The sequence below is a fragment of the Hydrogenophaga flava NBRC 102514 genome (assembly GCF_001571145.1).
In the GTDB taxonomy this organism is placed as follows: Bacteria; Pseudomonadota; Gammaproteobacteria; order Burkholderiales; family Burkholderiaceae_C; genus Hydrogenophaga; species Hydrogenophaga flava.
The window spans coordinates 39,977-52,057 of sequence record NZ_BCTF01000013.1; the positions used below are offsets into that span (position 1 = coordinate 39,977).

At 69.3% G+C, this 12,081-nt stretch carries 12 protein-coding genes; 3 read left to right on the forward strand and 9 right to left on the reverse strand.

The window, feature by feature from the left end:
- Positions 1–385: 385 nt before the first annotated feature.
- Entirely contained in the window at positions 386–1,477 is a 1,092-nt protein-coding gene (hemH, locus tag HFL01S_RS12595) for a ferrochelatase (RefSeq protein WP_066258920.1), read from the reverse strand.
- Positions 1,478–1,496: 19 nt separating this feature from the next.
- Between hemH and HFL01S_RS12600 the strand changes: the two genes are divergently transcribed.
- Positions 1,497–2,237, forward strand: a complete 741-nt coding sequence (locus HFL01S_RS12600) for an HAD family hydrolase (protein ID WP_066258922.1) — start codon at positions 1,497–1,499, stop codon at positions 2,235–2,237.
- Between the two features lie 3 nt (positions 2,238–2,240).
- Positions 2,241–2,897: a glutathione S-transferase family protein gene (locus tag HFL01S_RS12605; RefSeq protein WP_066258924.1), complete on the forward strand. Its 657-nt coding sequence runs from the start codon at positions 2,241–2,243 to the stop codon at positions 2,895–2,897.
- A gap of 9 nt (positions 2,898–2,906) precedes the next feature.
- Here the strand turns inward: HFL01S_RS12605 and hpnE are convergent, their stop codons facing one another.
- Together hpnE and hpnD are read right to left on the reverse strand one after the other, a co-directional pair.
- Positions 2,907–4,232 carry a hydroxysqualene dehydroxylase HpnE gene (hpnE, locus tag HFL01S_RS12610; protein WP_066258925.1) on the reverse strand — a complete coding sequence of 442 codons (1,326 nt, stop codon included), beginning with the start codon at positions 4,230–4,232 and terminating at the stop codon, positions 2,907–2,909.
- Complete coding sequence (gene hpnD, locus HFL01S_RS12615; protein WP_066259099.1) at positions 4,229–5,095, reverse strand: presqualene diphosphate synthase HpnD; 867 nt, start codon at positions 5,093–5,095, stop codon at positions 4,229–4,231. Before hpnD ends, hpnE begins: the two co-directional genes overlap by 4 nt.
- 115 nt (positions 5,096–5,210) lie before the next feature.
- Between hpnD and HFL01S_RS12620 the strand changes: the two genes are divergently transcribed.
- Complete coding sequence (locus HFL01S_RS12620; RefSeq protein WP_066258930.1) at positions 5,211–5,525, forward strand: high-potential iron-sulfur protein; 315 nt, start codon at positions 5,211–5,213, stop codon at positions 5,523–5,525.
- Here the strand turns inward: HFL01S_RS12620 and HFL01S_RS12625 are convergent.
- From HFL01S_RS12625 to HFL01S_RS12650, 6 genes are all read right to left on the reverse strand, one after another.
- Positions 5,507–5,803, reverse strand: a complete 297-nt coding sequence (locus HFL01S_RS12625) for a hypothetical protein (RefSeq protein WP_066258931.1) — start codon at positions 5,801–5,803, stop codon at positions 5,507–5,509. The genes HFL01S_RS12620 and HFL01S_RS12625 overlap by 19 nt on opposite strands.
- Positions 5,804–5,843: 40 nt before the next feature.
- The gene (locus HFL01S_RS12630; RefSeq protein WP_066258933.1) at positions 5,844–7,061 is read right to left on the reverse strand and encodes a geranylgeranyl diphosphate reductase; all 1,218 of its coding nucleotides are present in this window, start codon (positions 7,059–7,061) and stop codon (positions 5,844–5,846) included.
- Positions 7,058–8,422 (reverse strand): BCD family MFS transporter, encoded by a 1,365-nt coding sequence (locus HFL01S_RS12635; RefSeq protein ID WP_066258935.1) that lies wholly within the window; start codon positions 8,420–8,422, stop codon positions 7,058–7,060. Before HFL01S_RS12635 ends, HFL01S_RS12630 begins: the two co-directional genes overlap by 4 nt.
- Positions 8,419–9,294: a chlorophyll synthase ChlG gene (gene chlG / locus HFL01S_RS12640; RefSeq protein WP_084383266.1), complete on the reverse strand. Its 876-nt coding sequence runs from the start codon at positions 9,292–9,294 to the stop codon at positions 8,419–8,421. The genes HFL01S_RS12635 and chlG overlap by 4 nt, the downstream gene beginning before the upstream one ends.
- Before the next feature lie 168 nt (positions 9,295–9,462).
- Entirely contained in the window at positions 9,463–10,911 is a 1,449-nt protein-coding gene (gene ppsR / locus HFL01S_RS12645; RefSeq protein ID WP_245644804.1) for a transcriptional regulator PpsR, read from the reverse strand.
- A 51-nt stretch (positions 10,912–10,962) separates the two neighbouring features.
- On the reverse strand, positions 10,963–11,904 hold the full coding sequence (locus tag HFL01S_RS12650) for a cobalamin B12-binding domain-containing protein (protein ID WP_066258937.1): 942 nt from the start codon (positions 11,902–11,904) through the stop codon (positions 10,963–10,965).
- Positions 11,905–12,081: the final 177 nt, after the last annotated feature.

Sequence of the window (12,081 nt, forward strand, 5' to 3'; positions counted from 1 at the left end):
CCGAACACTAGAAAGCTGATCCCCTCGAAAATCGCCTTGAAACACCAATATAGCGAATTCGTGGCCGTACCACCCCAGGTCCACTAGCCGATCAAGGGCAGCGTGGCGCAGTTGCAAAAGATCTTCCTTTTGCTCCCAGTGGCCTGAATTTATCGTCGGATCCTCGTATTCGATGGACCATCCTTCGGGAATCAGAAGCATTGCCCCCTCGCTGTTCAAGTTTGATGGAAAAGGCAGTGCGCCATATGCCCACAGGCGTTGCCATTAATTAAAGTTCCCTCGCATCCAGAGAGACTCTTTGAAATCAAACGACTCGGCAACTCCGCTGCGGGCAGGAGTAGGAATAAAAGATTCGACAAATCTGGCAACCGAATTCCAATCTTCCTCAATCCTTCGCCCCCCGAGCCAACGCCCGCTCCCGGCTCGCCGCCAACTGCATCGGGTCGTCCGCCTGCTTCGTCGGCCAGCCCTGCAGATGCCGTTCTGACAGATCGGCCAACGCCCGAATCCAGTCCGGGCTGTCGTTGAGGCAGTCGATATATTCAAACCGCTGGCCGCCCGCGTGTTTGAAGGCTTCCTGCGCCTCCATGCGGATTTCTTCCAGCGTTTCCAGGCAGTCGCTGGTGAAGCCGGGGCAGACCACGTCGACGCTCTTGAGCCCCTTCTGCGCCAGCGCGACCAGGGTCGGCTCGGTGTAGGGCTCCAGCCACTTGGCCTTGCCGAAGCGCGACTGGAAGGTGACGGTGTAGTCGTCCTTGGCGAGGCCGAGTTTTTCAGCCAGCAGGCGCGCGGTCTTCAGGCATTCGCAGTGGTAGGGGTCGCCCAGCAGCAGGGTGCGTTCGGGCACGCCGTGGAAGCTCATCACCAGGTGGTCGCCCTGGCCGTGGTGCATCCAGTGCGCGCGCACCTTGCGGTGTAGGGCGTCGATGTAGCCCAGGTCGTCGTGGTAGCGGTTGACGAAGCGCAGCTCGGGGATGTGGCGGATCTTCTGGCTCCAGGCCGAGACGGCGTCGATCACGCTGGCTGTGGTGGTGCCGCTGTATTGCGGGTAGGCCGAGAGAACGAGCACGCGGGTCACGCCCTGGGCCTTGAGTTCGTCGAGCACGGACGGGATGGACGGGTTGCCGTAGCGCATGGCGTAGCGCACGGTGACCTGGTGGCCACGCTCGCCGAGGTAGCCCTGCAGCATCTTCGACTGCTTGTCGGTCCAGACCTTGAGCGGCGAGCCTTCGGGCGTCCAGATGCTGGCGTACTTGGCGGCCGACTTCTTGGGCCGCACGCGCAGGATGATGCCGTGCAGGATCAGCATCCACAGCGCGCGCGGTATCTCCACCACGCGGGGGTCGCCCAGGAACTCGGCGAGGTAGCGGCGCAGGGCCGGTGCCGTGGGTTCGTCGGGGGTGCCGAGGTTGCACAGCACGATGGCCGTGCGGGGCGCCTGGCCATGTTTGAAAGCGGGTTCGGTCTGAAAGGGCATGCGCTATTCTCCCGCAGCCATGAATGCCCCCGACCCCCAGCGCATCAATGTTCCCCACCAGGGCCTGGAGCTGTCCCGCATCCGCGCGATCACGCTGGATCTGGACGACACGCTCTGGCCCATCTGGCCCACCATCGAACGCGCCGAGCGGGTGCTGCAGGACTGGCTGGACACACACGCGCCGGCCACCGCCACGCTGGGCCGCGACCGCAACACCCTGCGCGAGGCCCGCAACCAGATGGTGACGATGCGGCCCGACCTGGCGCTGGACATGAGCGGCCTGCGCCGGGAGTCGATCCGCTGGCTGCTGCAGCGCGCGGGAGACGACCCGGCGCTGGCCGAGCCGGCCTTCGAGGTCTTTTTTGCCGAGCGGCACCGGGTGGAGCTGTTTGAAGACGCGCTGCCCACGCTCGAATACCTGGCCAGCCGGTTCCCGGTGGTGGCGCTGTCCAACGGCAACGCCGACGTGCACCGCGTCGGCATTGGTGCCCATTTCCACGCTTCGTTGCACGCGGGCGGTTTCGGCGTTGGCAAACCGGACGTTCGCATCTTCCACGCCGCCGCCGAGGCCGCGGGCGTGGCGCCGCACGAGGTGCTGCACATCGGCGACGACGCGCACCTGGACGGCGTGGGCGCGCTCAACGCCGGCATGCAGCTGGCCTGGCTGAACCGCGCCGGCCACGCCTGGGAACACGCGCCGCTGGTGCCGCACCTGACGGTGGGTGACCTGCACGCGCTGTGCCGCGCGCTGGAGGGCTGACGCATGACGCTGAGCATCCACGGCATTGCGGCCTCGCGTGCGCTGCGCCCCCTCTGGGCCGCCACCGAGCTGGGCCTCAGTTTCAATCACGTGCCCACGCCCTACCAGGGCGGCGCCACGCGCACGCCCGAGTTCCTGGCGCTCAACCCCAATGGCCACATCCCGGTGGTGGTGGACGAGCGGCCGGAGGGCGAGGTGGTGGTGTGGGAGAGCATGGCCTGCGCGCTCTACATCGCGCGCCACCACGGCACCGCCGACGGGGTGTCGATAGCGCCGGCCACGCCGCGCGAGGACGCCGAGGCGCTGCGCTGGAGCTTCTGGGTGATGGGCGAGTGCGAGGCCGATGCGCTGACCGTGCTGATGCACCGCGTGGTGATGCCGCCGGGCCGGCGCAAGCCCGAACTGGCCGATACCGCCGAGCGCCGGCTGGCGGTGCCGCTGCGGGTGATCGAGCAGCACCTGGCGCGGCAGCATGAACGCGGCGAGGCCCACCTGGCGGCCGACCGCTTCACCCTCGCCGACCTGTGCGTGGCCAGCGTGATGCAGTGGCTGCGGCCGGCGCGCGGGCTGATGGCGGGGTATCCGCTTACGGGCGACTGGCTGAAGGCCTGTGTGCGCCGGCCCGCGTTCCACGCGGCGCAGGCGCTGGACCGGCGCTGAAACGCGGGTTCAGGCGCAGGCCGCGCGCGCAGCCGCCAGACCGCTGCGCACCGCACCTTCGATCGTGGCCGGGTAGGGGCCGTCGATGTAGTCGCCCGCCGCCCACAGACCGGGCGCGATGACAGCGGCCGGGCGCCGCAGCCCGGGCGTGCAGGCGAAGGTCGCGCGTTTCTCCACCACGGTCTGGATGGCCTGCAGATTCGACAGCCCCAGCTGCTCGGCCGCCTGCGCCAGCACCCGCTGCTGCAGTTCGTCGCGCTCGCCCTTGCTGGCGCTGATGACAAAGGCCAGCACGCCCTGGGTGGACGGGTCGTCCGGGCGCAACTGGCCGCGGTCGAAGGCGAACTGCGCCGGCGCGTCGGGGCGGTTGTGCAGCGCGAGCATGGGCGCCGGCAGGCGCGCACCGGGCGCCCAGGCGTAGACCGTGGTGATGGCGGTGAAGTCCAGCTGGCGTGTGGTCGAGGCCCAGTCGCGCCGCGCGGCGTCCTGGGGATTGGCGTCGGTGGTTGCGCCAATGGCAACGGCGGCCGGGCTGGCCGCGGTAGACCAGATCACGCGGTCGAAGTCTTCCGACCAGCCGTCGCCTGCAAGCGTCCAGCCTGGTGCGTTGCCTTGCAGGGCCGTGACCCGGGTACCCAGCCGCACCCGGGTGCCCAGCCGGTGGCAGGCGGCGTCGGGCAGCAGCGCGCCCAGGTCCTCGCGCGGCAGCAGCAGGGCCGAGGCCGACCAGCGCCCGAAGCCTTGACCGAACAGCGCGTCGCGCATGACGGTCAGAAACACCTGCGCGCTGGCCTGAGCCGCAGGCAGGTTGAGCGCCGAGACACACAGCGGCTCGATCAGTTCGTCCATCACCCGCGCGGGCAGGGTGCGGCACAGCTCGCCCACCGTGAGTGACGGCGGGCAGACAAAGCCCGAGAGCTGCCAGCCCAGCGAGGCGCGGACCAGGGCAAGCCGTTCGCTCCAGCGCCAGCCGCGCGCGGTCAGGATCGCGGCCACCGCGTCCAGCGGCGCGGGCCAGCGCGCGGCCCAGGCGGGCGTCTGCAGGCCGCTGCCGTCGGGGTAGGGCAGGGAGAGGGGCGTGCCGAGCAGGACCTGTTCCGGCGCAACGCCCAGGCGCTGCATCAGGCCCAGGGTCTCGCGGTAGGCGCCGATCAGGATGTGCTGGCCGTTGTCCAGCCGCAGCGGCACGCCGTCGGGCCGCGTGGCGGGCAGGGCGCGGGCGCGACCGCCGGGGGTGCGGGTGGCTTCGAACAGGGTGACGTCGGCGCCCAGGTCCATCGCCTCCACGGCGGCGGCCAGACCTGCCCAGCCGGCGCCGACGATGCCGATCCTCACAAGCGCCCCAACGCCTGGACTTTCCACGCCAGCCAGAACTTGCGCAGCGGCGTCAGGCTCACGCGCTGGGTCAGCACCAGCACCGGGTCGGCGGCGATCTCCTGCAGCAGGGTGCGGTAGATGCTGGCCATCATCAGGCCCGGCTTCTGGGCCCGGCGGTCGGTTTCGGGCAGCAGGGCCAGTGCCTCGTCGTAGGTCTTGAGCGCGCGCTCGCACTGGAAGCGCATCAGTTCGCGGAAGCGCCGGTGGAAGTCCGCGGTGTCCATGCCCGGCGCGGCGCCGCGCTTGATCAGTTCGTGCGCCTTCACGTCGAAGCGCTGCAGCTCGTTGACCGGCAGGTAGATGCGGCCACGCGCCGCGTCCTCGCCCACATCGCGCACGATGTTGGTGAGCTGGAAGGCCAGGCCGAGCCGGTGGGCGTAGTCGGTGGTGCGCGGGTCGGTCTGGCCGAAGATGCGCGCCGCCACCTCGCCGACGATGCCGGCGACCAGGTGGCAGTACTGCTGCAGGTTGGCAAAGTCGAGGTAGCGGCTCTGGTCCAGGTCCATCTGGCAGCCGTCGATCACGGCCAGCAGGTGGCGCGCCTCGATGCCGAAGGGGGCGGTGTGCGGCATCAGGGCCTGCAGCGCCGGGTGGTCCGCCCGGCCCCCGAAGGACTGGGCGACCTGCTGGCGCCACCAGGCCAGCTTGGCCTGGGCCACGCCGAGGTCGCTGACCTCGTCGACCACGTCGTCGACCTCGCGGCAGAAGGCATAGAAGGCCGTGATGGCGGCGCGGCGCTCGGGCGGCAGGAACAGGAAGGCGTAATAGAAGCTGCTGCCGGACGCGGCGGCCTTCTGCTGGGCGTAGTCTTGCGGGTTCATGGGCATGGTGGTGGGCGCCAAGTGTACGCAGGCGCTCTGGTCAACTTTAAGCCGCTCTTCAGTGTTGGCGATTACGCTGTCAAAGCCATTCCGCACACAACCCCACGAGGTATCCATGAAGAATTCCAGCCGTCGCGTGTTCATGCTTCAGGTGGCCGCCGGTTCGGCGCTGCTGTCCGCCGTCGCGGCACAGGCCCAGACGCCGCCCATGGTCAACGAGAAGGACCCCCAGCCCATGGCCCTGGGCTACGTCGCCGACACCAACAAGGCCGACGCCAAGAAGTTTCCCAAGCACGCGGCCACCCAGAAGTGTGGCAACTGCACGCTCTTCAGCGGCAAGCCCGACGCACCCTCGGGCCCCTGCGGCATCTTCCCGGGCAAGGCCGTCGCTTCCGGCGGCTGGTGCAGCGCCTACACCAAGAAGGCCTGACGGCTCTCGCGCTGGCGCCGCCAGCGCTGCCTCAGGTAGGCCAGGTGTGCCGCGCCCGATGCGGCCAGGCACCCTGCGCCCCAGGTCCAGGCCAGGTCCAGCAGCGCGCAGCGCAGGGCCGCCATCAGGCACAGCCCGGACACCAGGTTCCATTGAAATGACCGCGGCGCCAGCCCGCGGCCCGTGAGGCGGTGGTAGACCACCAGCCCCAGCCATTCCGCCAAGGTGATGGCGATGGCGGCGTCGACCAGCCAGGCGCTGCGCCAGAGCGAATCCAAGGTCAGCCTCCGGCCGACCGGCCCGGTGCCGAAGCGGGCCTCATACCCGCGCCAGGCCCAGCAGGTGGCCCACGTCCTTGAGGAAGATGCGCACGTGCGCCATGGGCTTCTTGCGGGCCAGCCGCTTGTTCATGTAGGACTCGAAGGTCAGCTGCTGCACATCGCGGTCCTCGCAGATCTTGACGAAGCGCTCGCGCCGCCGTTCGCTGCTGTACCAGAACCACTGCATCACGCCCAGCACACGGAACACCGTGCCGTGCAGCTTCATGAACTTCTTGCGCGCCAGCCGCAGCGCGGCGGGGTTGCCGCTGACGAGCATCGCCTGGGCCGCCTCGGCCGCCAGCTGGCCGCCCACCATCGCGTAGTAGATGCCTTCGCCCGAGGCCGGGGCTACCACGCCGGCCGCGTCGCCAGCGAGCACCACGTCGCGGCCGTTGTCCCAGCGCGGCAGCGGCTTCATGGGGATGGGTGCGCCCTCGCGGCGCAGGGTCTCGGCGCCGGCGAGACCGCTGGCCTCGCGCATGTGCTGCACCGAGCCACGCAGTGAAAAACCCTTGTCGGCGCTGCCGGTGCCGATGCTCAGCGTGTCGCCGTGAGGGAACACCCAGCCGTAGAAGTCGGGCGAGAAGCGGCCCTGGTAGTACACGTCGCAGCGGCTGTCGTCGTAGCCGGCCGGCCGCTGCGCGGGCGGTGGGGCCCTCAGGATCTCGTGGTAGGCGAACACGCAGCGCGTGCGCTCCGCGCCGGGCACGCCGCCCTGCCGGGCGACCTCCGAGCGCGCGCCGTCGGCGCCGACGACGCAGCGTGCGCGCACCCGCCGGGGCAGGCCTTCGTCCTGTGCGTGGCGTTCGCGCACTGTGTAGTAGACCTCTGCCAGACCATCCGCGTTCAGGCCCAGCGAAACGAATTTGCCGGTGCGCCGCACCGCCCCCGCAGTCTGCGCCCGCACGCGCAGCCATTCGTCGAAGCGGTCGCGGTCGACCATGCCGACGAAGCCGTTGTCGATGGGGATGTCCACCCGGTGGCTGGAGGGCGCGATCATGCGCGCGCACCGGGCCTTGGCGACCAGCAGCTCGTCGGGGATCTGGAAGTCCTGGATCAGGCGCGGCGGGATCGCGCCGCCGCAGGGCTTGACGCGTCCGGCCCGGTCGAGCAGCAGCACCCTGCGGCCCCGGCGCGCCAGTTCGTGGGCGGCCGTGGCACCGGCGGGGCCGCCACCGACCACCACCACGTCAAAGATCTCGTCGCTGGTGTTCATGCGCTCAACCTGGTGGGTGCTCCGATGGCGGCGCCATCGGCACGGGTGGACGGGGCCGCCGCCGCTTGGGGCGGCGGTGCCGAGATGTGCCAGGCCAGCAGGGCCGAGGCTATGAAGGTCAGCGCTTCGAGCGCAAACACGAACGCGTAGGCCGTACCAGGGGACGCGATCAGGTGGTGGGCGATGTCGCTGGCCCCGGTGCCGACCAGGCCACCGAGCCCGAACGCGATGGCCTGGGCCGCCCCCCACAGGCCCATGCGCACGCCTTCGCGCGAGCCCTGGCCCTCGTTCGCGAGCCGCATCATCGAGCCGATGGCGCCGATGGAAAACGCCCCATTGGCCGCGCCCAGCGCGAACACCGTGGCCTTGAGCGAGTCGCCATTGCCGCTGACGCCCGCGACCACCAGGCCCAGCAGGGCCAGGGCCGAGGCGATGCAGCCGCCGATGGTCCAGCCGCGCAGGGAGCCGAGCCAGCGCAGCGCGGCGAATCGCGCCGCCAGCGCGCCCGAGAACGCCACGAGCAGCATGCCGCCGAGCACGCCGCCATGCTGCACACCCGAGAGCTGGGTCGATGCACCCGGGCTGTAGCCGAACACCGTGCCGGCAAAGGGTTCGAGGATCAGGTCCTGCGCGCTGTAGGCGAGCATGGAGACAAACACGAAGACGGTGAAGCGCCGCGCCACAGGCTCCTGCCAAACCTCGGCCAGGGCCTGCCGGAAGGCGGGTTTGGCGGGCTCATCCTGTGTGACAACAGGTGTGCCGGCCGGGTGACCTTCCAGCCCGCGCAGGGCCAGCAGCGTCAGCCCGAACGCCAGCAGCGAGACGGTCGAGGTCACCAGCAGCAGCCGCTCGGGTGAATAGGGGTCGAGGAATTTGCCCGCCAGCCCGGCCGTGATGGCGAAGCCCGCGATCATCATCATCCAGACCAGGGTGGCGGCACCGCCCCGGCGCGCATCGGGCACGCGCTTGGCCAGCATCACCAGCAGCGAGGTGCCGCTGGCGCTCACGCCCAGCCCGACCAGGGCGAAGCCCAGCACCGCCAGCGCAATGCCCGCAGGCCGGTTCGTCGCCATCCAGACCGTGGCCAGCGCGGCGACCACCCCGCCCGTGCCCAGCAGCGCCATGCCGCCCACGATCCAGGGCGTGCGCCGGCCGCCGACGTCCGAGCCGTGGCCCATGCGCGGGCGGGCTATCTGCACCAGGTAGTGCAGGGCGACGAGCACGCCGGGCAGAAGGGCCGGCAGCGCGAGTTCGACCACCATCACGCGGTTGAGCGTGGAGGTCGTCAGCACGACGATGGCGCCGAGCGCCGCCTGCACCAGACCCAGCCGGGCCACGCTGCCCCATCCGAACGGTTTCATGCCATTCCCCTCAAGGCGAAGGCGCTGACCATCATGCCGGCCACGAACAGCGGCACGCCAAAACCGCTGTACCAGAGCGCCCGGGCCGACGGGTCGGCCAGGAAGCGGCGCATCAGCACACCCTGCGCCAGCAGCAGGACCGCCACGCCCGCCGCGTGGGCCGGCTGGTCCCAGTGCAGCAGCAGGCCGATCACCACCACCTGCGGCAGCACCATGAACCAGCAGGCCACGCGCGCGGCCCGGTCCACGCCCAGCTGCACCGGCAGCGAACGCACGCCCATCTGGCGGTCGCCAGCGACGGCCTTGAAGTCGTTGAGGGTCATGATCCCGTGGGTGCCTGCGCTGTAGAGGGCTGCCAGCGCCAGCGATTCGCCGCCTGGCATGGCGCCGCCGGCCATGACCGCCGCGCCGGTGACCCAGGCGATGCCTTCGTAGCTGATGCCGCAGGCGGCGTTGCCCCACCAGCCGTTCTCTTTCAGGCGCACCGGCGGCGCGCTGTAGGCCCAGGCCAGCAGCAGGCCCAGCGCTGCGGCACCGAACCCCCAGGGGCCGAGCGCCAGCGCCACCAGCAGCGAGACGCCGGTCCAGGCGATGGCGAGGTACAGGCCCCACTGGCCCGGCATACGCCCCGAGGCTATGGGGCGCTGGGGTTCGTTGATGGCGTCGACGTGGCGGTCAAACCAGTCGTTGACCGCCTGGCTGGTCGCACAGACCAGCGGACCGGCCAGGGCGATGCCGATGATCGCCAGCCACCAGCGCTCCTGCAGCGACACCCCCGAAGCCACCACCCCGCACGCAAAGGCCCACATGGGCGGGAACCAGGTGATGGGTTTGAACAGCTCGGTGACGGCCGACAGGGCGGGGCGTTCCATCCGATGGGTTGTACGCCTTACACTTTATTATGTCAATCAAAATAGACACTTGATCGCTCATTGCGCATGCCGGTCCCGTTCCACCGACCCCAGCGAGGCTTGTCAGCCGCCAAAAAAATCGAGCCCACCAGGGGCTCGAGCGTTCGCATGCAGGGAAGGCCGGCGGGTTCAGTGCACGTCGTCGCTGGAGCCTTCGATGATGCCGAAACGGCGCAGCTTGATGTAGAGGCTCTGGCGCGAAAGCCCCAGCATCTCGGCCGCCGACGCGCGGTTGTCGCCCGTGAGTTCCAGCGCCGCCTCGATGCACAGCTGCTCGATCAGGTCGGTGGTTTCGCGCACGATGTCCTTGAGCGGCAGCCGGCCCACCAGCTCGGTCATCTGGCTCGCCGAGCGCGGCAGCTCCTTGGTGGCGCGCAGGTCGGTGCTCAGCCGCCGACCCATGTCGCGGATGGTGAAGCCCAGGCAGGGGTGGGCACCGCCCATCACCGACACGGCCGACACCTCCACCTCGGAGTTGGAGCCGTACTCGCCGCGCAGCTGTGTGGCAAACAGCCGCACCGTGCCGTGCTGGCGCAGGTTGGACAGCAGCACGCGGAAATCGACGCCGGTGCGGCCGAGCCACCGGTCGAGCATTTCGCCGCGCGCCTGCTCTTCGGTGCTGAGCTGGCCCAGATCCAGGAACGCGCGGTTCACGCTGAGGATGCGGCCGTCGGTGTCGGTGACGACCAGCGCGTCCGGTGCCGACTCCATCACGTGCATCAGCTGCTGGCGCGCGGCGGGCATGTTGAGTTCCGCCGCTTCAGGTCGCGTCACGCGAACCAGGAAAAACAGGCGGTTGTCCTGGCGGAACTGCGTGGCCGCGAGGAACATCAGTTCGCCGCTGCCCACCAAGCGCACCTGGCAGGGCTCGGACCGGCCGGTCGCGCGCAGCCGTTCCATCATGGTCTGCACGTCCGACAGGCTGTCGGGGTGCAGGCTGTCGGCGAGCGACCAGCCCTGCTGGCGGGCCCCATCTCCCAGCAGCTCGTATGCCGCTGGGTTGGCCTCTTCCAGTTTGTCGAGGCCGCCTTCGAAGATCAGCACCGGCTCGGAGGCCATCTGGAACAGCAGGCGGTAGCGGGTTTCGATCTGCCGCAGGCGCCAGTAGTCGCGCTCCATGGTCTGCTGCGCAGTGACCAGGCGCTGCTGCAACACCACCTGCGGCCGCAGGTCGCGACCGAACGCGACGCTGCTGATGCCGCGGTCGCTGCGGATGGGCGCCACCGAGTAGGCAATCGGCAGATCCCCGCCGTCGGTGAGCAACTGGTTCACCTGGCGCCAGCGCACGCCGTCGCTGGTCAGCGCCCCCTGGGTCTTGAGCAGGGCTTCGATCTTGGGCTGGCTCTCGGTGGTCACCGTCTGTGACCAGGCCTTGCCCAGCCATTGCTGGCAGCCGCTTTCGAGCATGTCCTCGCTGCCCAGGGCCATGTCGCGGATGATGCCGTCGCGGTCGAGGATCAGCACCACGTCCGCGGCAGCGGTGATCAGGTCGGCAACGGCATCCCCGCTCATGTCGGCCAGTAGCGGGGCGGGGTTCAGGAACTGCCCCTTCACCATCGCTTGAATGCCCTGGGTCATCTGTACCTTCCGGTGATTGAACGCAAGTGCGTCTTGTTGTTTGCCAGTAGCCTAGGGGCGCAAGCGGCTGGCGGCCACCAGTTTGTCGGCTTGCGATGGAGCATGCGCACCGTTGGTGATGATGGCGTCGGCCTGGATTTGTTCCCCGTATTCGGGGTGCAACAGAAAAATGGGCCCGCCGGCAATTATAGGTAGGCGGGGGTTCTGGCTGACCTTGCGGACCAGCTCCATGGCGGCCCGCAGCCGGGGCACGCCGGCCTCGCTGCCCAGGGAAAAACCCACCACGTCGTACCAGTCTTTCTGCACCATCGTGGCCGCCGCATCGGTGGCCAGGAAGCAGGTCACCACGTCCCAGCCGGCGCGGTGAAACAGCTCGGCCACGAGCGACAGGCCGAAGGTGTGCTGCTCGCCAGGGCAGGGCATGAGCAGGATGCGCTGGCTCTGCTCGCTGCGGCCGCCGTGACCGAACTGGCTGCCGGCCGAGCTGTTTTCCCGCAGGACCTTCTGCAGGCGGCCCAGGCCCACAGTCACCTCGGTGAAGGTGCACAGGTCGCGTTCCCACATCTCGCCCAGGTGCCGTGCCACGGGAGACAGCAGTTCAAGAAAGATGGCCTCGGTGGGCACGCCGCGGTCCCGCAGGGCGATCACGCAGTCCCGCACCGCGCGGTCGTCCTCGTGCAGCACCAGCTCGGCGAACACCGCCACGTCTTCGGGCGTGACCCGCTGGTTGGTGCCGATGGGGGAGGAGGCGCATTCCTCGGGCACGCGGTGAGCGAGCATGAGCCGGGGAATGATTTCGTATTCGACCGCCTTGGACAGCAGGACCGCCCGCAGGCCGTCTTCGTTGACCGGCATGTCGATGGAGGAGCGCAGCAGATCCTCGATGCCTGGCGGAATGCCCACTGGGGCGGTTTCTTCGGGCCAACCGTCGGAAAAACGATTGCCCTGGGCGTCGGTCTCCTGCGGAGACCTCTGCCTGGAAAAAGAGCCCATCCATGTCTCCTTGCGCTGGTGCGCGGCTGCCGGTTCACGCAGGGGCCACGGTACTTATGCCGGTGCTTTCTTACGCCACTCGAATTATTTGCGTCGGGGCATTTCCGAGTCGGATGGACGCCTTTTTCGAGCCCTGGGTGCCTCCGACGGTCCCGCGTTTGTACTGCTGGTCACTGC

Excerpts from the sequence above, each read along its gene's own strand:
- HFL01S_RS12620 (WP_066258930.1), top strand. The coding sequence starts at position 5,211 with ATGAAGAATTCCAGCCGTCGCGTGTTCATGCTTCAGGTGGCCGCCGGT.
- hemH (WP_066258920.1), bottom strand. The coding sequence starts at position 1,477 with ATGCCCTTTCAGACCGAACCCGCTTTCAAACATGGCCAGGCGCCCCGC.
- chlG (WP_084383266.1), bottom strand. The coding sequence starts at position 9,294 with ATGGAACGCCCCGCCCTGTCGGCCGTCACCGAGCTGTTCAAACCCATC.
- HFL01S_RS12630 (WP_066258933.1), bottom strand. The coding sequence starts at position 7,061 with ATGAACACCAGCGACGAGATCTTTGACGTGGTGGTGGTCGGTGGCGGC.
- hpnD (WP_066259099.1), bottom strand. The coding sequence starts at position 5,095 with ATGAACCCGCAAGACTACGCCCAGCAGAAGGCCGCCGCGTCCGGCAGC.
- HFL01S_RS12600 (WP_066258922.1), top strand. The coding sequence starts at position 1,497 with ATGAATGCCCCCGACCCCCAGCGCATCAATGTTCCCCACCAGGGCCTG.
- HFL01S_RS12635 (WP_066258935.1), bottom strand. The coding sequence starts at position 8,422 with ATGAAACCGTTCGGATGGGGCAGCGTGGCCCGGCTGGGTCTGGTGCAG.
- HFL01S_RS12650 (WP_066258937.1), bottom strand. The coding sequence starts at position 11,904 with ATGGGCTCTTTTTCCAGGCAGAGGTCTCCGCAGGAGACCGACGCCCAG.
- ppsR (WP_245644804.1), bottom strand. The coding sequence starts at position 10,911 with ATGACCCAGGGCATTCAAGCGATGGTGAAGGGGCAGTTCCTGAACCCC.
- HFL01S_RS12605 (WP_066258924.1), top strand. The coding sequence starts at position 2,241 with ATGACGCTGAGCATCCACGGCATTGCGGCCTCGCGTGCGCTGCGCCCC.